Annotated in this window: 14 protein-coding genes; 2 read left to right on the forward strand and 12 right to left on the reverse strand. The window is 60.9% G+C overall.

The features are described from left to right. Positions 1–15: 15 nt before the first annotated feature. The 9 genes from BM300_RS18305 to BM300_RS31065 all read right to left on the reverse strand — a co-directional run bounded on the left by BM300_RS18305 (position 16) and on the right by BM300_RS31065 (position 12,228). The gene (locus tag BM300_RS18305) at positions 16–2,802 is read right to left on the reverse strand and encodes a malto-oligosyltrehalose synthase (RefSeq protein ID WP_092463496.1); all 2,787 of its coding nucleotides are present in this window, start codon (positions 2,800–2,802) and stop codon (positions 16–18) included. Further along, positions 2,799–4,877 carry a 4-alpha-glucanotransferase gene (malQ, locus tag BM300_RS18310; RefSeq protein ID WP_092463498.1) on the reverse strand — a complete coding sequence of 693 codons (2,079 nt, stop codon included), beginning with the start codon at positions 4,875–4,877 and terminating at the stop codon, positions 2,799–2,801. Before malQ ends, BM300_RS18305 begins: the two co-directional genes overlap by 4 nt. Next, a complete protein-coding gene (treZ, locus tag BM300_RS18315) occupies positions 4,874–6,676 on the reverse strand; it encodes a malto-oligosyltrehalose trehalohydrolase (RefSeq protein WP_092224191.1) in 1,803 nt (600 codons plus the stop codon). Before treZ ends, malQ begins: the two co-directional genes overlap by 4 nt. A gap of 7 nt (positions 6,677–6,683) precedes the next feature. After that, on the reverse strand, positions 6,684–8,255 hold the full coding sequence (gene glgA, locus BM300_RS18320) for a glycogen synthase GlgA (RefSeq protein ID WP_092143163.1): 1,572 nt from the start codon (positions 8,253–8,255) through the stop codon (positions 6,684–6,686). A gap of 633 nt (positions 8,256–8,888) precedes the next feature. Beyond that, positions 8,889–9,851: a D-2-hydroxyacid dehydrogenase family protein gene (locus BM300_RS18325; RefSeq protein WP_092463500.1), complete on the reverse strand. Its 963-nt coding sequence runs from the start codon at positions 9,849–9,851 to the stop codon at positions 8,889–8,891. An 11-nt stretch (positions 9,852–9,862) separates the two neighbouring features. Then, positions 9,863–10,894, reverse strand: coding sequence for an alpha/beta fold hydrolase (locus tag BM300_RS18330; RefSeq protein ID WP_092143169.1), 1,032 nt, complete (start codon positions 10,892–10,894; stop codon positions 9,863–9,865). Between the two features lie 85 nt (positions 10,895–10,979). Continuing rightward, complete coding sequence (locus tag BM300_RS18335; RefSeq protein WP_092143171.1) at positions 10,980–11,414, reverse strand: YqaA family protein; 435 nt, start codon at positions 11,412–11,414, stop codon at positions 10,980–10,982. Then, positions 11,414–11,860 (reverse strand): DUF411 domain-containing protein, encoded by a 447-nt coding sequence (locus BM300_RS18340; protein WP_092143174.1) that lies wholly within the window; start codon positions 11,858–11,860, stop codon positions 11,414–11,416. Before BM300_RS18340 ends, BM300_RS18335 begins: the two co-directional genes overlap by 1 nt. A gap of 230 nt (positions 11,861–12,090) precedes the next feature. Beyond that, positions 12,091–12,228 carry a hypothetical protein gene (locus tag BM300_RS31065; RefSeq protein WP_170862072.1) on the reverse strand — a complete coding sequence of 46 codons (138 nt, stop codon included), beginning with the start codon at positions 12,226–12,228 and terminating at the stop codon, positions 12,091–12,093. A 150-nt stretch (positions 12,229–12,378) separates the two neighbouring features. Between BM300_RS31065 and BM300_RS18345 the strand changes: the two genes are divergently transcribed. Further along, positions 12,379–12,567, forward strand: a complete 189-nt coding sequence (locus BM300_RS18345; protein ID WP_003202135.1) for a hypothetical protein — start codon at positions 12,379–12,381, stop codon at positions 12,565–12,567. Between the two features lie 9 nt (positions 12,568–12,576). Here the strand turns inward: BM300_RS18345 and BM300_RS18350 are convergent, their stop codons facing one another. Next, a complete protein-coding gene (locus BM300_RS18350) occupies positions 12,577–12,957 on the reverse strand; it encodes a fe2+ zn2+ uptake regulation protein (protein ID WP_092463502.1) in 381 nt (126 codons plus the stop codon). 295 nt (positions 12,958–13,252) lie between these two features. Between BM300_RS18350 and BM300_RS18355 the strand changes: the two genes are divergently transcribed. Next, on the forward strand, positions 13,253–15,601 hold the full coding sequence (locus BM300_RS18355; protein ID WP_092463504.1) for a bifunctional acylase PvdQ: 2,349 nt from the start codon (positions 13,253–13,255) through the stop codon (positions 15,599–15,601). A gap of 221 nt (positions 15,602–15,822) precedes the next feature. Here BM300_RS18355 and BM300_RS18360 read toward each other — a convergent pair whose 3' ends face one another. Next, complete coding sequence (locus BM300_RS18360) at positions 15,823–16,824, reverse strand: FecR family protein (protein ID WP_092463506.1); 1,002 nt, start codon at positions 16,822–16,824, stop codon at positions 15,823–15,825. 159 nt (positions 16,825–16,983) lie between these two features. Then, positions 16,984–21,816: a dermonecrotic toxin domain-containing protein gene (locus BM300_RS18365; RefSeq protein WP_092463508.1), complete on the reverse strand. Its 4,833-nt coding sequence runs from the start codon at positions 21,814–21,816 to the stop codon at positions 16,984–16,986. Positions 21,817–21,921: the final 105 nt, after the last annotated feature.

Consider the following 21,921-nt stretch of genomic DNA (forward strand, 5'->3'; position numbering starts at 1 on the left):
TGCTCCTGATTCAACTCAAGGTTGGATAAAGACATTGACCGGGAAATTCCCCAGAGCGGTGCTGATCAGCAGCTCCCTTTGGGGTGTGACTGTTGCGCTTGAAAAAAGTCCCTTCAGTTTTTCATCCCCGGCGGCGAACGGTAACGACACACGGGTATCGCCCCAATCCGACGCAGCCACCAGCGGCGTGGCACTGTTTTCCAGCAACGGCGCCGCATGGACAGGTACAACAATGATCGCCCGTTGTTGCGAGTCTTCACGCATGAAGGCCAATACTCGCTCCGCTTGCTCGCCGAGCACTTCCAGCGGCTGGTAGCGACCCTGGCGCCATAGCAGCGGATACTCGGCTCGCACGGCCAGTGTCCTGGCGATCAATGCCTGTTTGATCCGGCCGTCACGCCAATCGCGAATCAACGCGGCTGGCGTGCTGTCGGCCCCTAACGCCTCGCGGCGTGCCTGGAAATCCACCGGACGGCGGTTATCCGGGTCCACCAGGCTGAAATCCCAGAACTCGTTGCCTTGGTACAGGTCCGGTACGCCGGGTACGGTCATGCGCAGCAAAGTTTGCGCCAGACTGTTGAGGGCGCCCGCCGGGGCGATGGCCTGGACCGCCTCGGCGATGGCGCTGCGCAAGGGCAACCCCTCATCGCCCAGCAGTAACCGTTCGAGGAACATCTGGGTGGCTTGCTCATAAGCGTCGTTGACCGCCGCCCAGCTGCTCTGCAGTTTGGCTTCGCGCAGGGCCTTGCGTTGCCATTGCCACAGGCGCTCGTTGTAGGCGGCCAGGGCTTTGTGGTCCTGAAGGTCGAGGTCCAACGGCCAACTGCCGAGCAGGGCCTGGTACAGAATCAGTTCATCCCCGGCCGAGGGCGCCGCCGGGTCACTGTGCAGCGAAGGCGAGAGGATGCGCCATTGCTCCACGCAGGCGGTGTACCAATCGGCGCGTTCGCTGAGCACGGCCAGCCTGGCGCGGGTGTCTTCGCCGCGCTTGTGATCGTGGGTGGCGGTGGTGATCAGGTTGTCGGGGAAATGTTCGAGTCGATCGAGGCAGGCGTGGTGGAACACCTGAGGCGGGGCGCTGAAGCGCTCGGTGTCATAGCCCACGTCATTGCGTGACAACAGCACCGCCGAGCGATAGAGGGCGGTGTCCTCCACCGCTTTGGCGGCGGCCGGCGAGGTCAGTTGCTGGAAACGCACGCAGGCATGGCGCAAGCGTTTACGCTGGTTGCCGCGCGGACGTTGCCGCCAGGGCATCCCACCGAGCCAGCCGGCCAGGCAATCGATCACCGGCCAGTCAGCTTCGCTCAGGGTTTGCCGGGCGCCTTCCAGGGCCTGGTTGAAGAACACCTCGTCTTCGGCCGAGCGCCCCAGGGGCGTGATGTAGGTGCGATACACCGGGAAATGCACGATCAGTTCCTGCAAGGCCCGCCGAATTGCGCCCAGGGTCAGGTCGCGGGTCATCACATCGTCACGGGCCACTTGCAGCAAGGCCTGGGCGACGCTTTCGAAGTCTCCGGCCAGGGAGCCATTGAGAATCTGCTGGCGGGCCAGGCGGGCTTCTTCGATGAAGTGCGCTGGCCGCTCACTGTTCCGGCTCCAGAATTCGGCGAGGGGGGCGGCACCGGCCGGGTCATGCTGCAGCAGCGAGACCTGGTTCATGAACTCGTAGCCGGTGCTTCCGTCGATGTTCCAGTCCTGCCGCAACGTCTCGCCATCGCCGAGGATCTTCTCGACGAAAATCGGCAGGTGCCGGGTCGGCGACAGCGAATCGACGCGCCTGCGCAATTTGCGGCAGTAACCGCGAGGGTCGGCAAGGCCGTCGATGTGATCGATCCGCAGGCCGTCCACCAGGCCTTCGCCGATCAATTGGAAAATCTTGGCATGGGTCGCCTCGAATACCGCCGGACGTTCGACCCGCAGCCCACCCAGCTCGTTGACATCGAAAAAGCGCCGCCAATTGATGTCGTCCGCCGCCGTGCGCCAGCTGGCGAGCCGGTAGCTCTGGCGCTCGAGCAGTTGGTGCAGACGCTCGAAGCCTTCGGGTTGAGTAGAGTCGTAGCCGTTCAGGTTGTCGTTGATGGCGGCGAGGATGCCCGCTTGCGCCGCCAGGTCCTGCAACTCTTTTTGCAACGGGCGGGCGAGGGTATGGGCATCGGTCTGGTAATTCAGCGTGGTGAAGCGCTCGGCCAGGGCCCTGAGCGATTCGGTTTGCTCGGCGGGCAAGGTTTCGCTGGGTTTGAGCAGTTCGCCGTAGTGCATCGGGCAAATCGGGAAGCGGTGTTCGTAGTGCTCGACGTAGAAGCTGCCTTGGCTGGCATCGAAGTGCAGTTGCAAGGTGCCTTCCTGCAACGCCACGCCGTAGTCGCTGCCCAAGAACGGCAGCAGCAATTGGCCTTCCATCAGTGGGTCGGGGGAATGCCACTGGATGTCGAAGAACTCACCGTAGGGGCTCAGGCGTCCCCATTCCAGCAAGTCCAGCCACCAGGGGTTGTCGTTGCCGCCGACGGCCATGTGATTGGACACGATGTCGAGGATCAGCCCCATACGATGTTCGCGCAAGGTCGCGACCAGACGCTTGAGCGCGGCTTCGCCACCCAGTTCAGGGTTGACCAGGGTCGGGTCGACGACGTCGTAGCCGTGCATGGACCCGGCGCGCGCCTTGAGCAGCGGCGAGGCATACAGGTGGCTGATGCCCAGCGAGGCGAAGTACGGCACCTGGGGGATGGCGTCGTCCAGGGTAAAGCCTTTATGAAACTGCAGGCGCAATGTTGCCCGCAGGGGTTGGATCAACGTCTGTTTCATCGGTCACGCTCGTTCGCCTGAAGCCTGGCACAGGCGAGTATTTCCAGACGCCGGGCAGCGTCCGGGTGATCCAGCAACGCCTGGCTTTGCCCGGACAGGCGACGGCGCCAATTGGGGTGGGTGTCGATGGTGCCCGGCAGGTTGGCCTGCTCCTCGATCCCCAGGGCGTCTTCGAGCGGCAACAACACCAGCGGTGCGCGGGTGTGACCGAGGAAGCGCACGCTGGCATCGAGCACCTGGTCGGTCTCGCGGTGTTCTTCGCGAAAGTTCTGCGGGTCCTGGTTCAGCACGTGGCGCAGGCCTTCGCGTTCGCGCTCGCGGTGTTTGCGCCAGTCCATTTCGGTGTGGGAATCGATCAGGTCGAGCCGGGCGTTCCAGTCGATGTCGTGACCGTGCCACCAGCCATTGAGCGTCGGCAAGTCATGGGTGCTGGTGGTGGCCAGGGCATTGTCCGGCCAGTCGAGAATTGGCTTGAAGTGGGTGTTGTCCTGTTCGAACAACAGCACGCGCATGCCCAGGATCGAGCGGGCGCTGAGCTTGTCCCGCAGGCCATCGGGCACGGTACCGAGGTCTTCGCCGAGCACGATAGCCTGATGACGATGGGATTCCAGTGCCAATAGACGCAGCAGGTCGTCTACCGGGTAATACAGGTAGGCGCCATCGCAAGGTGGAGCGTCGTTAGGGATCACCCACAGTCGTTGCAAGCCCATGACATGATCGATGCGCAAGCCTCCGGCATGGGCAAGGTTGGCCCGCAGCATTTCAATGAAGGCGCGAAAGCCGTTGCGCACCAGGCCTTCCGGGGAAAACGCCGAGATGCCCCAACCTTGGCCGGAGCGGTTGAGAATGTCCGGCGGGGCGCCCACAGTCAGCGAGGCGAGCAGTTCGTCCTGCCGGCTCCAGGCCTGGCTGCCACCGCCATCGGCACCCACCGCCAGGTCGGCGATCAGACCGATGCCCATGCCGCTGGATCTGGCTGCGCTCTGGGCGCGCTCCAGGCAGCGGGCGATCAACCATTGGCAAAAAGCGTAGAAGCCGATCTCATCGGCATTTTCCTCGGCGAAATGGGCCAGGGCGGGGCTGCGCGGGTCGCGCCATTCTTCCGGCCAGTGGCGCCAGTCGAGGCTTTCCCCCCGGGCGGCGCGTTCGGCCTGCAAGGCCTCGAAGCGGCAATGGTTTTCCAGGGCTTCGCCGCTGGTGTGGCGGAAACTGCTGAAGTCCTCATGCAACGGATGCTCACCCTGGCTGAAACCGTCGTACAGGGCACGCAGGATTTTCTGTTTGGCCTGGGCGGCGACCGGCCAGTCGATCAGCGGCTGCTCTTCCAGGGTGCGCAGTTGATTGGTCAAGCCAGTGGCGTCGATGGCGGTGCGCAGCGCGCGTTCACCGAGGATGGTGCCCGGCGCGGCGTAAAGGCTGTTGAAAAACAGTCGGCTCGACGGTGAGTAGGGGCTGTAGCGCCCGGTGTCGCTGCTGAACATCGCGTGCATCGGGCTGATGGCAACGGCCTCGGCGCCGCGCTCGCCGGCCACCCGCGCCAGCTCCTCCAAGGCCTGGGTGTCACCGAAGCCACCGTCACCGGGGCGGCGCAGGGCATACAGTTGCGCGCTCAGGCCCCAGGCCCGGGGCGTCGGGTCGTCCACTGCATCGGCCACGCTGTAGCAGCGGGCCGGCGCGACGGCCAGGGTGAAATGCTGGTCCTGAATGCTGACATGCTGATAACCCACCGGGACCATCCCCGGCAGCTTGGCATCGGCATCGAGGTTCAAATTCAGTGTCGCACCCTCTTCGAGTTTGATTTCGCAGGGTGTCCCGGCCTCGAAGTAGCGGCTCAAGTCCAGGCTGACCCCGACGTCGGCGGTGATCAGCGGTGGCAATTGATGGTTCTGTTGAGCTTCCTGCAACTGCAGCAGGCTGGCGTCGATTTCCTGGGCGCTGCCGGCCGGATGGCCCAGGCCGCTGAGGACCGAACGCAAGACCGCCGGCGAGACTTTCTGGGCCCGGCCATTGGCATCGATCCAATCCACCGCCAGGCCCGCTCGGCTGGCGAGGATTTCCAGTTGCGCATCGCTCATAGGCGCTCTCCAGTGATGTTGGGCAAGGTTGTCGCCTGCGTCAGACTGACCAGCGCGCTGTAGGGCGCAAGGACGCCCTGTTGCAACAGACCCATGACCTGCTGCGGATGTTCGAAAAGAATGCGTGCCTCTTCCGGGGCATTGTGTTCGACGGGCTGGTCGCCGAGGTTGAAGTCGATGCGCAACACGCTGCCATCGCCCAACCGCCAGCGTGCGCTGATGGCGCCATGGCCCAGCACATCGGTCCCCAGAGCCTGGGCACCGGGCAGGCGCGGGACGATCTCTTCACGGCGGATTTTCAGCAGTTGCCGATACAGCGCCTCGTTGGCCTGTTGCTCCGGGCCTTGCGATTCCAGGCTTGGGCGTGACGCCTCGAAGGTGCTGGCGGCGTTGGGGTCGGGGATGCGTTCGCGCTTCTGTGGATCGGCAAAGGCGGTGAAGGCCTTGAACTCGTTGCGTCGGCCTTCGCGCACCCGCTCTGCCAGCTCGCCGTGGTGGCTGGTAAAGAACAGGAACGGTTGTTCGGCCGCCACCTCGTCGCCCATGAACAGCAGCGGGATCATCGGTGATAACAGCAACAAGACTGTCGCTGCTTGCAGGGCCTGGGGCGCGGCGAGCTGATGCAGGCGTTCGCCCAGGGCACGGTTGCCGATCTGGTCATGGTTCTGCAGGAACAGCACGAACGCGCTCGGCGGCAGGTGGCCGCTGGGCTCGCCCCGGGCTTCGCCATGGCGATTGAGATGGCCTTGGAAGACGAAGCCCTGGCTCAGGCAACGTGCCAGTTGTTCGGTCGGCTGCTCGGCATAGTCGGCGTAGTAGGCGTCGGTCTCACCAGTCAGCAGCACGTGCAGGGCATTGTGTCCGTCGTCGTTCCACTGGGCGTCGTAGACATGCTCCAGCAGGTGGGCCTGGTTGTGTTCGTTTTCCACGGTCAGCCAGACATGCCGGATCGGGTCCACCTGCTCGCGCACCCGGGTCGCCAGTTCCTGGAGAAAGTCCGGGTCTTCAATGGCGTGTATCGCGTCCAGGCGCAGGCCGTCGAAACGGTACTCCAGCAGCCACATGAGCGCATTGTCGATAAAGAAGTCCCGCACTTCGCGGCGGCGGAAATCAATCGCCGCGCCCCAGGGCGTGTGCTTGTCTTCACGGAAGAAGCCCTTGGCATAGCGGTGCAGGTAGTTGCCGTCGGGGCCGAAGTGGTTGTAGACCACATCCAGGATGACGGACAGCCCATGGCCGTGGGCGCTGTCGATCAGGTGCTTGAGCTGTTCGGGCGTGCCGTAGGAGGCCTGGGGCGCGTAGGGCAGGACGCCGTCGTAGCCCCAGTTGCGATCACCGGGAAACTGCGCCAACGGCATCAGCTCGATGGCGGTGATGCCCAGCCCGGCCAGGCGTGCCAGATGCTGTTCGACGCCGTCGAAACCACCCAGGGCGCCCACGTGCAATTCGTAGATGACGGCTTCGTGCCAGGGGCGACCGGACCATTGGGTGTGTCGCCATGAGTAGGCATGCGGGTCGACCACCACGCTGTGGCGGTCGATGTCGCCGGCCTGGGCGCGCGAGGCCGGGTCCGGCACCTCCAGCTCGCCATCGATGTTGTAGCGGTAGCGGGTGCCGGCGGGGCAACGGGTCTGGATCATGAACCAGCCGTCGGCTTGGGGCAGTAGCGGTATTGAATCTCCAGTGTCGAGCTCGACACTGACAAAAAATGCATCCGGGGCCCAGAGGGCGAAGCGGGTGTGCTCTTCATCCAGCATGACCGCCCCGTGGGTCCATGTCTCAGGCGTCCTTGACGTCATTGTTACCTCATTGTCTGGCCGATTTTCCCAGTGACTTAGCCACCAGCTGTTCGTAGAGTTCGGCATAGGGTTCCACGGCCTTGCACCAGTTGAACGGCGCCGACATGGCCCGGCAGCGCATGGCGTTGAGCAGGTCGGGGAACTCGAAGACCTTGAAGGCCCGGCTCAAGGCCTGTTTGTAGCTTTCCGCGGTGGACTCATCGAACAGGAAACCGGTGATGCCATCTTCGATGGTGTCCGCCAACCCTCCGGTATTGCGCGCCACCGGCAGCGAGCCGAAGCGCTGGGCGTACATCTGGCTCAAGCCGCAGGGCTCGTAGCGCGACGGCATGAGCAGGAAGTCGCTGCCGGCGAACATCCGCCGCGCATCGGTTTCGTTGAAGCCGATACGCACACCGATGCGTCCGGGGAAACGCAGGGCCAGTTCACGCATGGCCTGTTCTTCCTCCGGTTCGCCACGGCCGATGATGGCGATCTGGCCGCCGGACTCGACGATGAACTCGGCGACCGCTTCGGTCAGGTCCAGGCCTTTCTGGTAGACCAGGCGCGAAACCACGGCGAACAGCGGGCCAGTGGAGTCGTCGAGGCCAAAGAGTTCGCGCACATGGGAGGCATTGACCGCCTTGCCTTCCCAGTCGCCCATGGCGAACTGACGGAACAGGTGGGTGTCGGTGGCCGAGTCCCAGCTTTCATCGATACCGTTGGGAATGCCGCTGAGCAAGCCTTGTTGGGTCTTGGCAGCGAGGAAACCGTCGAGCCCGCAGCCAAACGCCGGGGTGGTGATCTCCTGGGCGTAGGTGGCACTGACGGTGGTGATATGGCTGGAGTACGCCATCCCGGCCTTGAGAAACGACAGTTTGCCGTAGAACTCCATGCCTTCCTGTTGCAGGGCGTGCTCGGGGATGCCCAGTTCCGGGCAGGACGCCAGGCTGACCACGCCCTGGTAGGCCAGGTTGTGAATGGTAAACAGGGTCGGGGTGCGTTGCCCGCGCCAGTGCATATAGGCCGGCGCCAGCCCGGCTGGCCAGTCGTGGGCGTGGACCAGGTCCGGGCACCAATGGATCTGCGCGAGGTTGGCGGCGATATCGGCCGCGGCCAGGCCCAGGCGAGCGAAGCGAATGTGGTTGTCGGGCCAGTCGCGACCGTTGTTGGCTCCGTAGGGAGAGCCTTCGCGGGCAAAGAGTTCCGGGCAGATCAGGACGTAGATCACCAGGCCGTCGGCCATGTCCATGCGCCCGATCTTGCAGGGCGGCAGTGCTGCGTGACCGCCCAGTTCGCCGATGATGTGGATCGGATTGCCGCTGTTCATCACTTGCGGATAACCGGGGATCAGCACCCGGACATCATGCAGCCCGGCCATGGCCCGGGGCAGTGCGGAGGAGACGTCGCCCAGGCCGCCGGTCTTTACCAGGTCGGCGATTTCCGAGGTAACGAATAATACTTTCTTGCGGTTGGGATTCTGTCGAACGACGGGGAGCAGTGCCTTGCCGCCGGTGGCCAGCACCGGTGCCGTTGGCGATTCGGCCGCGGGCGGTAATTGAGAACGAACTTGTTGTGGTTCCAAGGCAGCACTGATCATAAATATCTCCCATTTTCTCGATCTGTTTCCGGCAAGCGCCAGAGCTGTTGTTTCATTGGCCAAATCCTGCGGCCAGGCGCACAAGCGCTACGCAAGGAAAGCGAACGGCTACCCAATGCGGCGAAGCGAATCAGCTGAAGGAGCTGTTGCAATGACTAGTGCAAGGACTGCACCAGTCGCGGTTGCCCTACCTCTAACCTGACCTGTCGCCGTTGCGAAAAGTTTCGACTTTTTTTCGTCTGGATGACCGGCTGGTTTTCCCCACGGTTAGGCAGTCTAGGTCAGAACGTAGAGCGGTGCGGCTCGGTTCGTCGCATTGTCCGACAATCACGGTTTTTGTCGGCAATCTCTTACATGACAAAGGGGGATACGCACCGACGAAGTGCAGTTTTCTGAAACCAGAGGGGTGTATGGGAACGGCGTTGTTTCATCGGCGTGCGCGATGGAATGGCGCGGCGCACCATTGGAGGGCGGGTGGTATAGAGGCGTTTTAATGGCCAATAAAACACGATGTCTCCTGTGGGAGCGAGCTTGCTCGCGATAGCAGTGTGCCAGTCACCGAACTTGCAACTGATCCGCCGCTATCGCGAGCAAGCTCGCTCCCACAAGGGAAGGTGTGTTGATGCTCTAGGTTCAGCCTGCTGGCGTCAGCAACCGGATTGGCTGGCCCGCCGCCCAGGCCAGCAGGTCTTCGATCATCAGCGAATAGAACCGCTGGTAATTCTGTCGGCTGACATAGCCCACATGCGGCGTGGCCAGTACGTTATCCAGGGTTCGGAACGGATGGGCGGCGGGCAAAGGTTCCTGGGCGAATACGTCCAGGGCGGCGCCGGCCAGGCACTTGTGCTGCAGCGCGTTGATCAGGGCGGTTTCATCGACGATCGGCCCACGGGAGGTGTTGACCAACAGCGCCTCGGGTTTCATCCAGGCCAGGGCCTGGGCATCCACCAGGCCGCGGGTGCGTTCGCCGAGCACCAGGTGGATCGAAAGAATATCGGCCTGCTCGAACAATGCCTGTTTGCTCACATACGTCACGCCCACTTCGGCGGCGCGCTCGGCGCTGAGGTTCTGGCTCCAGGCGATGACCTGCATGCCAAACACCTGGCCAAACTGCGCCACCCGCGTACCGATGCTGCCCAGGCCGAGGATCGCCAGCGTCTTGCCGTGCAGGTCGCCGCCCAAGCCTTGCTGCCACAGGCCGGCGCGCAGGGCGTTGGCTTCCTGCATCAGGTTGCGGGTCAGGGCCATGATCAGCGCCCAGGTCAATTCAGGCGTGGCGTGCTTGTAGCTGTCGGTGCCGCATACCTGGATACCCAGCTCAGCGGCAGCCTTCAGGTCCAGGGCGGCATTGCGCATGCCGCCCGTGAGCAACAGCTTCAGATTGGGCAAGCGACGCAGCAGGCCTTCGTCGAACAATGTGCGTTCACGCATCACGCAGATCACCTCGAAGCGCTGCAAGCGCTCGGCGAGGGTGTCGCGGTCAGCGGGATAGTCATGGAGAAACGTCACCTGGCCGACGCTGTCCAGCACCGACCAGTCCACAACGTCGCGTGCCACATCTTGCCAATCGTCTATGACTGCTATTTGCACCGCCATGGAACACCTCGTCAGGGAATGGGTTTGTCCAGCCAGCTCAACAGGGCCTTGTGGAACCGATCCGGCTCTTCCATCTGCGGGGCATGCCCCAGATTGGGGAACTCCACCAGCGTCGAGCTGGGAATCAGCCGGGCGGCTTGCTTGCCCAAGACCTCGTAGTGGCCCAGCTTGGCCTTGACCGCCGGCGGCGCGATATCGCTGCCGATGGCGGTGGTGTCCGAGGTGCCGATCAGCAGCAGGGTGGGTACCGTCAAGTCCTTGAACTCGTAATAGACCGGTTGGGTGAAGATCATGTCGTAGATCAGCGCCGAGTTCCACGCCACTTGCGTATGACCCGGGCCCTTGTTCAAGCCGGCGAGCATGTCTACCCAGCGCTCGAACTCAGGTTTCCAGCGGCCTGCGTAATAGGTCGTGCGCTCGTAGTTGCGAATACCCTCGGCGTTGACTTTCAGCTCCCGCGCGTACCATTGGTCCACGGTGCGATAGGGTACGCCCAAGGCTTTCCAGTCTTCCAGGCCAATGGGGTTGACCATCGCCAGGCGTTCGACCTCGTCGGGAAACTGCAAGGCGTAGCGGGTGGCGAGCATGCCGCCGGTGGAGTGACCGAGGATGACGGCTTTCTGTACGCCGAGGGCCTTGAGCAAGGCCTGGGTGTTGCTCGCCAGTTGCTGGAAGCTGTACTGGTAATGCTCGGGTTTACTCGATGTGCAGAAACCGACCTGGTCCGCCGCGATGACCCGGTAGCCGGCTTCGCTGAGCACCTTGATCGAATCGCCCCAGGTGGCGGCGCAGAAATTCTTGCCGTGCATCAGTACCACTGTGCGGCCATTGACCTTGCCTTGGGCCGGCACGTCCATATAGCCCATCTGCAACGACTGGCCCTGGGACTGGAAGGCGAAGCGCTTGAGGGTGTAGGGGTATTCGAAGCCCTCCAACTGCGCTCCGTAGGCCGGGCCTTCGGGTGGGGTGGCGGCCAGGGCGAACAGGGGCAGGGCGGCGGTGAGGAACAGGCTGGGCAACCAGCGCGCGGGGGTACGGGGCATGGTCAATCTCCTTGTGGCCGCCGCCGATCCTGGCGCGACCCGATTATGGCGACATTAACCACAGGCAACCGAACAGCCCGAACGTTCAGTCCATCCATCCCAGTGTCGCCAGGGCGAGAACGCCATAGCGCAGGCCCTTGGCAAGGCTCACGAGCAGCAGGAAACGCCGCCACGGTTCGCCCATCACCCCGGCCACCAAGGTCAACGGATCACCGATGATCGGCAGCCAGCTGAGCAGCAGTGACCAGTGGCCGAAGCGTTGGTAATGCACGCGAGCCTTGTCCAGGTGGGCCGGGCTGACCGGAAACCAGCGCCGATTCTTGAAGTGCTCCAGCCGCGTGCCCAGCCACCAGTTCACCAGTGAGCCGAGGACATTGCCGAGCGTGGCAACGGCCAGCAACAGCCAGGCCAGATGGCGCTCGCTGAGCAACAAGCCGACCAACACCGCCTCCGATTGCAACGGCAACAAGGTTGCCGCGCCGAAAGCCGCCAGGAACAAGCCGATATAGGCTTCGCCCATTAGTGGGCCGGGTAATCCGCCACTACGGTTTGGGTCCCGTTTTTCTTCAAGCCGATGACTTGGTAGGCATCGCTCATACCGTCCATTTCCATGCCGGGCGAGCCCATGGGCATGCCCGGCGCGGCGACACCGAGCAGGTCATCGCGCTTGCTCAGCGCCAGTACCTGGTCGGCCGGGACATGGCCTTCGACGAATTTGCCGTTGATCTCGGCGGTGTGGCAGGAACGCAGGTTCGGCGCCACGCCCAGGCGCTGCTTGACCGAACTCATGTCGGCTTCGACATGGTCGTTGACCTTGAAGCCGTTTGCTTGCAGATGCGAGATCCACTTTTTGCAGCAGCCGCAATTGGCATCGCGGTGTACATCGATGGTGACTGGTTCGGCTGCCTGGGCCAGGGTGGTCATGAACAGGGCGCTCAAGGCGAGCAGGTGCAGGGGATGGGCCATGGGGGTGGTCTCGTGTCGAACGGTTTGGAGGGAGGATAACAGAGTAGCGAGCGCGAGCTGACGGGGGGCTGAAGCGGGGATTACAGAATTGTCAGGTTGCAGGGGCGAATAACGTCCTTTGGGAGCTTGCTCGTGATGGCGGTGACGCCGCTTCAGGGGAAGGCAAGGCGCGATAAAACCAGTGTTGCATAAGGTTGGCGAGGGAGCTTGCTCCCACGCCAAAAAGACAGTTAGCGGGGCATGTCGAAGCCCGGGCCGCCACGGTGATCAGGTCGATCCCCATGACCGCGGTCGTGGGGGAAAAACAGGCAGCCACTCAGGGTCAGGGTGAACAACAAGGCAAGCAATAGGCTGATACGACGAAACATACATAATTCCTCATGATTAACCGCCGCGGTTGCGCGAATACGCTCCTTCGGCTGTACCATGGGACCCCGTTGGCAGCCCGCCATTCCCGCAATACGGTATGGGCTTGGCAAGCCTTCGGACACAGAGCGGATACATTCAGGAAATTGGTAATGACTCATTCACAACGTTTGAAATACTCGATTCTGATCGTCCTCGTCGTCCTGGCAATCATGCTGGGGCTGTCATGGATGCAGGGCAAGGGCATGATCAGCGAGCAGCTGTTTCAATACATCGCCATCGCCGTGGCGGTCATCGTGGTGGTGATCAACGGCGTGATGCGGCGCAAGGTCAAGTCCTGAGCGCCGGCTTCATTCCTCGGCCTTGAGCACGGCCATCGCACTGGGGTGCAGGCGGTAGCTTTTATCCGGGTTGAGGGTGACGACGCCCTCGCTGCACAGGCGCTTCAACACCTCACGCACGCTGAGAAAGGACAATGGAATGTCCAGCCCCAATAACTGGCTGTGCACCCCGCGCACGCCCAGGCTGCGGTTTTCCTGGGCGGCCTTGAGCAGCGCGTCGATGACTTTGAGACGAATCAGGCTGGTCCTGAGCCCGAAGCTCTTGAGCAAGCGTCTGATGTGGTCATTGCCGCCTCGCTCTGACGGCCTGTCGAATACACGGTGGGGGGCGCTCAGCGAGACGCCGGTCGCCCTTGGCTTGCCCTCCATGGGCAGTTGCGCGTTACGCATGCAAAAACTCCTTACCAGCCTGATCAGAAAAGGTCACGGATACTCTCCTGTAATAGGACGAACGAGGACGCACAATCATGAGGGCCATGATGTGAAAAAAATGCCCTTGCTGCGTCAAACCCCCATATTCAAAAGGCTGCCAGCCATTAATTTTTTTTCATCCGGTTCGTTTTCAAGGGAGGCACATTCCGGTTCAGCAAGCGGCATGTGATTTCCCAGGCGGGTCGAGTGTTTGTCTTCTGTCGCACCGGTGGCCGTCCTGGTTTCTGAAGTTTTATCAGGAGTGAATGTGAGAATGTCCGGGCAGTTATCGAGGATTGGCCTCGCAGGCGCTTTTCTGGGGATCGCCCTCGGGCTCAGCCCCGTGGTCAATGCGCAAGACGATGGGCAGCAGGCCAGTGCCGAGATCCGTCGCACCCGTTTTGGCGTACCGCATATCCGGGCGCAGGATGAGCGCGGGCTGGGTTATGGCATCGGCTACGCCTACGCCCAGGACAACCTGTGCCTGCTGGCCAATGAACTCGTCACGGTCAATGCCCAGCGCTCGCGCTATTTCGGGCCCGAGCGCAGGACGGTGGAGCAGCGGGAGAACCGCGTCAGTGATCTGTTCTTCAGTTGGCTCAACACGCCACAAGCGGTTTCCGGTTTCTGGCAGGCCCAGACGCCTCAAGTGCAACAACTGGTCGAAGGCTACGTGGCGGGCTACAACCGTGCGCTGGTCGAGCGCAAGGCCAAAGGCCTGCCCGAACAATGTGCCAGCGAGTGGGTGCGGCCGATCACGGCGCTGGACCTGGTCAAGTTGACCCGTCGGTTGTTGGTGGAAGGCGGCGTTGGTCAATTCGCCGAGGCCCTGGCCGGCGCGCAACCGCCCCAGGCGAGCGCACTCGCGGGCACCCCGGTCGCTGGTTTCGCGGCCGCCGCCACTCGGCAGCAGCGTTTTGCCCTGGAGCGCGGCAGCAATGCGCTGGCCATCGGCAGCGAGCGCTCGTTCAACGGCCGTGGGATGTTGCTGGCGAACCCACATTTTCCGTGGCTGGGCGGCATGCGTTTCTACCAGATGCACCTGACCATTCCCGGCAAGCTGGACGTCATGGGCGCGGCGCTGCCAGGCCTGCCGATGATCAATATCGGTTTCAGCCAGCACTTGGCCTGGACCCACACCGTCGACAGCTCGAAACACTTCACCCTATACCGCCTGCAACTCGACCCTAAGGACCCGACCCGCTATCTGCTTGACGGCAAGTCTGTGCCGATGAGTCAGCAGACGGTCGCGGTGGACGACAAGCAACCTGATGGACAGGTGCAGACGGTCACCCGAGTGATCTATGGCTCGCAGTTCGGCCCGATCGTGCAGTGGCCTGGCCGGTTGGACTGGGATAACCGGTTCGCCTACAGCCTGCGGGATGCGAACCTGGAAAACGATCGCGTGCTGGCGCAGTGGTACGCCATGAACAAGGCGGTCACGCTCAAGGATCTGCAGGACGCCGTCCATAAGATCCAGGGCATTCCCTGGGTCAATACCCTGGCGGTGGATGACCAGGGGCAAAGCCTTTACATGAACGTGTCGGTGGTGCCGAACGTCGACGCCGAGAAACTGGCCCGGTGCAGCGATCCCCGGGCTGGGTTGCGACTGATCGTGCTGGATGGCTCTCGCAGCGAGTGTGCCTGGGGCATCGATTCCAAAGCCGTGCAAAAAGGCACCTATGCCGCCGACAGGCTTCCGCAGTTGCTGCGCCGCGATTACGTGCAGAACTCCAACGATTCGGCTTGGATGGTCAACCCTGCGCAGCCGCTGTCCGGTTACTCCCCATTGATCAGTCAGCAAGGCCAGCCCCTGGGACTGCGGGCGCGTTTTGCGCTGGACCGGATGGGCCAATTGGCCAAGAGCGGGCCGGTGAAGATCGAGGATTTGCAGCGCATGGTCATGGACGATCAGGTTTACCTGGCTGACCAAGTGATGCCGGACCTGCTCGGCGTGTGCGCCGGTGACCTGGGGGCTGATGCTTCGGCATTGGTCGAGGCGTGTGCCAGCCTCAAGGCGTGGGATCGCAAGGCCGGCCTGAATAGCGGCCTGGGGTTCGTGCATTTCCAGCACATCATGGACCGCTTGCAGGCGGTGCCGGATTCATGGCGCGTCGCGTTCGACCCCAAAGACCCGCAACACACACCGCGTGGCCTGGCGATTGAGCGGCCAGCGGTACTCAAGGCCGTGCGCGATGCCATGCTGGCTTCGGTGGAGACGGTGAAGGTCGCCGGCTTGTCGAAGGACAGCCAATGGCAAGACGTCCAGGTGGCCAGCAGCGGCAGCCGACAGACACCGATTCACGGCGGTCCCGGGGAGCTGGGCATCTACAACGCGATCCAGAGTGTGCCCGGGGCGGACGGCAAGCGGGAGGTGGTCAGCGGGACCAGTTATCTGCAAGTGGTGACGTTTGACGGCAACGGTCCGCAGGCCCAGGGGTTGCTGGCATTCTCCCTCTCCAGCGACCCGGCATCGCCATATTCGGCGGACCAGACCCAGGCCTTTTCGCAGAAGCAGTGGAGTGTGCTGCCATTCACTGAACAGCAGATCAAGGCCGATCCGCACTATCAAGCGTTGATTATCCGCGAGCGTGATGAGACGGGCAGGGTGGCGACGCAATAGCCGCTGGTGAGCGGTCACATTCAAACTGAATGTAGACTGATCCACCGCCTTCGCGAGCAAGCTCGCTTCCACACATAGGATCGGTGCCAGCCTGTGATTTCCCGGCCAACACAAATCCCCAGTGGGAGCGAGCTTGCTCGCGATGAGGGCGGCGCATTCAACGTCGAGGCAAGCTGACCCGGGCTATCGCGAGCAAGCTAGGCTCCCACAGAGAAAAGCTGTCAGTGAGTGGCTGGTCGTTGCCCGATGGAATTGAGGACCGGGTTGCCGTCCTTGTTCTGGGTCAGGTAGACCGGCAGCACTTTCGGCAGCGAAGGCACCAGGTTTTGCACTTCGCTGATGTTGTAGACACCACCGATACGCAGGCCCCCGGTGCTGTTGTCGGCCAACATGACAGGCCGGTCGAGGTAGCGGTTGATCAGCGGCAGTGCATCGCTCAGGGCAAGGTTATCCAGCACCAGTTTGCCGTTGCGCCAGGCCAGCGAACTGTCATTGGCATCTGTCTCATGAACTTGCGGTTGTTGGTCGCCTGCCTTGTAGCTGGCCTGCATGCCCGGGAAAAGCGGCAGGCCGTCACGGCTGAGTGCCTGGTTGCTGGTCACCCTCACCGAGCCCTCCAGTAGCGTGATCCGTACCTGGTCCTGGTACATCCATACGTTGAAACGTGTACCGGTCACACGCACCTGGCCTTGGCCAGCCCGAACGACAAACGGGTGCTGTTTGTCATGGCTGACGTCAAAAAACGCCTCACCCTTTTTCAGCGTCACCCGGCGTTCGTTTTTGTAGTTGGCAAATACCAGCTCACTGCCCAGGTTGAGTTCGACCTGGCTGCCGTCACCCAGGGTGACATGACGTACGCTGGCGCCCGCTTCGAAGCGCTGGTAGGAATTGGCAACCCAGCCCAGATTCCAGCCGGTGTAAGCAGCCAGGGGCGTGCCCACTACTAACACCGCAGCGGCGACCGCCAACCGGCTCCAACGCGACTGGGTGCGGCGTGCTGGAGCCGTCGGCGTTGACTCGACACGCGGCAGATGATCGGCAACAGCCCAGATCTCCAGCATGGCTTCGTATTCGAAAGCATGCAGGGGATCGGCATCGTGCCATTGCTTGAACGCCTGCCGTTCGGCATGGGTGCAATCGGCGGCATGCAAACGCATGCACCAATGGGCAGCGGCATCGGTAATGGCGTCGTATTCGGCTTCCGAGAGGGGATGTTCGGTCATTGACTCTTCCTGGTTTGCCGCATTCTAACCTTCGGCATGAGCTGCCGAGAACAACCGTCATGGCGTTTACGCATCAATCGCCTGTTTTTTTACTCAAACACTCGTTGTCGCCTACCGTCGCATACATTGCGTGAAAAAAAGATCAACCACCCAAACCGTTCATGGCACGGTAGTTTTCCGTGGTGGAGTGGGGTCGAGTTGGCGTCCCAATTCACAGATCAAGAGTGTGAGCGAGTCGGCGTTGCGAAGTATGACGTCGATGCGCTTGTCCGGCAAAATCGAATCGAGAAAATCATCGCGAGCGTTATCCATGGTTCTGGCGCCAGTAATCTTCAGGATTTCCCGGGTGATTTGACTGTATCCAGGCAACAGCTCCAGCTTCTTGTAAGTGTTATCCGTGCTGTCCCACTGCGTGAACAGTTTTGACTTTGGTGTGGTCAATGAAAGCCCGTTGAGTTGCAGGTCCCTTTGCTCGTCGTATCGCAACTTTCCGGCGTAAGTCGCTGTTGAAATCAAATCGAGAAATGGCAGTGCGGCGTCCAGGTAGATGATGTCGAACGTATTGAACAACTGATGGGAAATTTCGTGGATGAGGGTCGCTCCCTGGGCATGCGCATCGACATTGAAGAACTCAGGTACGACGGCCTTGTACCAATCCAAGCCCATGTCGAAGAAAAACTGCGTGATATAGATTCTGCCGACGGCTGCCGGCTCGAGTACGAAGGCGGTTGCTCGATCTTCCAGGTGCTTGAGGTTGCCGATCACGATGCGGTCGGCATTCTGTTGCGCCCAGGATGGATCGGCCAATGCCCGGCATATGGGCGAGATCGCCGTCTCTATCTTGCTGATAAGACGAGCGTCGACGCTGTCGACCCCAAAAAACAATCTCATGAAATTATCCAGCCGAGCGCCCGCAAGTGGTTGTCGCTTGAATTGATCAAGGTTGTGAAGGGCGTTGAATGAATAGAACCTCGCGGTCTCCAGTGCCTGCACAATTGCGTTTGCACGGTGCGGATATTTCCTGCGTATCTCAGCCATGCCCTTTGCTTCGATATTCAGTGAGCCCTTGGCCTTGAAGTCGCTGTAGGTGACGGCCATTTTCGATCCGGCTTTGCCAAAGCGTATGGTCTGGCGTTGTGGATCGAGTTCCCATGTCCGGCCGTCAGGCGACTTTCTCAATAACGGCCCCTCTGCGTGCTCATGCACGATTCGCCAGGTTTGGCCGGCTTTCGCTACTTGGAAGACTTTGCCGGCAAGGGGGATATAAAGCCTGCCGTTTTCCAGTGCCTTGTAGGTGCCGTCGATCAGGTCTGGTTGCAGGTCCGACAGGCTGATACCCATGGCCTCGAAAACGCTCAAGTCGGTTCGGATCCGGGCGGTGGAAGCGATGTCCTTCCAGCGATTGGCCAACGTAGCGCCTTGCGAAAGCGGTTCAATGGGATCGAGAAGACCGAATGTATCCTCGCGATTCATCAGGCCCAGCGACACCATCTCGGCAGCGCCGGCGATAAAATCGTGCAGGCCTGTTTTCCAGTCATGCTGCTGCAACGCTTCGGCTGAAGCCTTGAAGTCCTGGTAGCTTTCCCAAAGCGTTTCGATAAAAGTCAGTTTGCCCGACAGTTGCCTCCCCACTGACTTGATGCCGGAGCTGAACAGGTGCAGGACCGTTTCCCAGTCAAACTGTCGTTTTTCATTGGTTTGTGCGCTCAGCATGTCCGATAACAATGCTGCGTTGTCGTCGAACAATGTGTCGAACAGGTTGGTCTGGATAGGGTTCGAGGCCAGGGTGATTTCCGATCGCTGCCCGACGGTGGCGGCGAACAGGTGCCTGAATGTGGCCTGCTGGTGCTCGGGAAGCCGGCGAATCAGCAGGTTCTGAAGTATCCCTGGCGTATTGAATGCGGCAATGACGCTCGCTTCATCCTTGAATTCGATGAAGTGCTCCCCCTCGTGGTAGGGCGAATACAGGACCTGAGGACTTGTCGCATCGACGCTCGAGCCGATCAAGTAGAGCCCTTGCGCTTTGACCGGCACTGCACCACCGGTCTTGATCAATTCCAGCGGGCGAATAAACGCGTTGGCACCGTCAACGGCTTTGCGAGCGACAGCATCGGGCATGTCCACCACCTGACGAATCAAATCAAAGGCCAAGGGGGAAAGGTGTTGTTGCAGATAACGTGCGTGAGCGTATTGCAGCAACTGCCAGGGCATTTGTTGGCGGAAGGCCGTTTTTCTTTGCCGGGCCTGCGCAGTGGGGCCGGACAGTTTCTGCGCCACCTGATTTTTAAAATCGGTCGAGATATTCAACGAGGACAGCATCTGCCTGACGGTGATCTCGTTCAGGCCGTCCGGCAATTTCTGCGTGGACGTTGAAGAAACCTTGAAGCCCTCCCGGGTCACTTCGATGTGATGCATGGCGAAGTCGGTTAGCGAACTGGCCGGTCCGACTATGGCGAGGTTTGGTGTGATCTGGAGGGTGTCGGGGTCAAGGTTGTTTGCAGCGAAGCGTGCGCTCAGCAGTGCTTTCAATTTATTACGCACATAGGTGCGCAGCGGCTCGATACCGTCCAGATAGTCCTTGCCATCGAACACGCTGTTTTTATATTGCTCAAGCAACTCGACGTGCAGGCGTTGATCGTCAAGTGCCGCTGTACCGAGCCAGGCGGGGAGTTGCTGTTGCTGCTTATTAGCCCGGGCAATGTGGGTGGCGCGCTTGAGATTGGTCGGCGCGCCTTTGTCCAGCAATGCCTGAAGGCTTCTCGACAGAGCCTTGCCGGTCAGTTGCCAGCTTCCGGCTTTCAAGGTGCTCAGATAAGCATGCTCGGCCTCAAAGTGTTTGATGAACGAACTCATCCGATTCACCAGCACGTTGTCCTCGATCAGTTCATATGCCTGGAGTTGATAGCGTCCATGAGGTTGGCGTTGGGCCGGGGTGAGGTTGGCGAGCAACCCAAAGCGTTTTCGGGAATCGAGCAGGTGCCGATTCAATTGCTGGGTCGCAACATCTACGGACGAAAACGCCTGCAAGCCATCGGCGGGCGTCCACAGGATGGCCATGCCCGAATAGGGGGTATCGAGGCCTCCGCGCTCAGTTAATAAAAAGCAGTTGGCAAGGGGCAGATAAACCGTTCGGTCTTCTTCGCTACAGGCCAGCGTCAACGAATAGACATCCGGCCGGAAGCCCCTGACGCCGATCCGTTGGGCACGGTCCGGGTATTCTGAATCGTAGGCAAAAACCGTTCTGATCAGGTCATTGGCAATCGCCGGCAGGCTCGCGTTAAGTTCCCTGAGTTCGGCCTCGGCCCGTATCCCCAAGGAAAAAACATTGGTCAGTTCAGCCAGTAATTGCCTGAGCCCATTGTGCAGCGAAACGTTGTGGGAGGTCGGCAACCGGGTAAAGAGGCTATCGAAAGCGGCTTCGACATCGGTGTAGCTCTTGACCTTTCTTTGCATCTGATCAGCCATGAAGTTGGACGGGCGCAGACTTCCATGAAAAGCGGGATGAGTCCCCCAGTGTCCGGCAGTAGGCGGGTCCAACAGGCTTTTATTGATGAAGGTGCGTATATCCAGCGCCTTGTCGATGAGCGCGTGGATGTCGACATCGCCCTGGCGAGACATTTCCAGTGCGTAATGAAAGTTATTCTTCTGTTTTTCGATGATGGCGTTCGCCAGGGATTCGGACACTGGCAAATCCAGCGGCTTGCCCGAAATCTGTGGTTCGTCAAAGCGCAGGAAACGGTTGCGCTCTTCCAGGCTCAGCAGGCTATAGAGCGCTTCCTTTTGTGCGGTGCTTGCGGGGTGACCGAACAGCGCAGCCTTGAAACCTGGAGGGTTGTCTATCTTCTGAAGACCCTGCATGGGGGTGTAGAGATAGTTGCCTTTGGCGCTGATCATCAAGGAGCCTGCAAGTTCTACAAAGTGCGGCTCATATTCCCAGAGGCGAATCGTTTCGATGAACAGCAGTGCTTCGTCCCGGCGCGAGGGCCTGAACAATCGGAGCAGTTCACGACTTTGTTCCTCCGTCAGTTGTCTTTTTTCCCGCTCGACCAGGATGGTTGCCCAGAGTCTGTCGTGGATGACTTGGGAAAGCAGTTTGCGCCGAGACATATAAAAGTGGGTCGTCGTGTTCTCCCAAAAGGCATCGATGCAACCGATAAGCGTTGGAATCAGTTTCCTGGCAATGTTTTTTATGATGTTTTCCCATCGCTGCGGGCTGTAGGACGATGCGGGCGTACCCGGGTGAGTCAGATCGATGTCATGCCCGACAGGCCAGCCCTGATGATGGAAATAGCCCAGGATGGCATCGCTCAGTGGAAGGCTTTCGGTCACCTGGATGGCCCTTGGATTTCCTGGGTAAGCCCCCTTGCTGAAGGCCACGCGGATCTGTCGATGATCCAGGTCTGGCAGCGCCTCGTTCAATACCTGGTCAAGCATCGATCTTAACGAGGGCAATTTGATCAGTTCATTCACCATGGCCAGGGCATTGAGACGCTGGGCGTGCTCGATGGATTCGAGCTGGGTCTTGAAAACATCCTCTTCGATGAGTTGCCGGGTCTGCCGGATGTCGGTGGTACTGTTCAGTTCGCTGCGTTGGGAGATCGACAAGAGACGAAACAGGTCGTCGCGTTGCGCAGTGTCCCGGCGCATCCGGTCAATCTGCGCTTCGAGGGATGCCAGGTTGTCGAACTTTTTTATGCCGCCACTTGGCGTGTAGAGGAACGCCGGGTGGGTGCTGGTTTTGCTGCTGTTCGACGAGGTGCTGAGGACAAAGCAGCCGGCCAGTGCAATGGGCGGTTTTTCATCGGCTTGCAACAGAATGGTTTCGGCGAACATCGGGGGTGTCTGCGCTGCGCGCTGGGTGTGCTCGGGCAGGGCGATGTGCTGCAACCAGTCGAGGTCTGCCTGCGTCAGTCCGTGGGTTGCGGTCAATTCGTCCAGGCGATGGGCGTGCAATACCTCGGGAAATAAAAGTGGCGTGGTTTCAGTGAGCATCGTTGCTTCTCGATCGGGGCGCCTCAAAGCGGCGCGAACGTGGAGGAAGCCGCCAGACTAGGCAACGATGAAAGAGCCAAGGTGGTACATAGTTACTGCATGCTG

The organism is Pseudomonas sp. NFACC46-3 (genome assembly GCF_900114515.1).
Classification (GTDB): domain Bacteria; phylum Pseudomonadota; class Gammaproteobacteria; order Pseudomonadales; family Pseudomonadaceae; genus Aquipseudomonas; species Aquipseudomonas fluorescens_Q.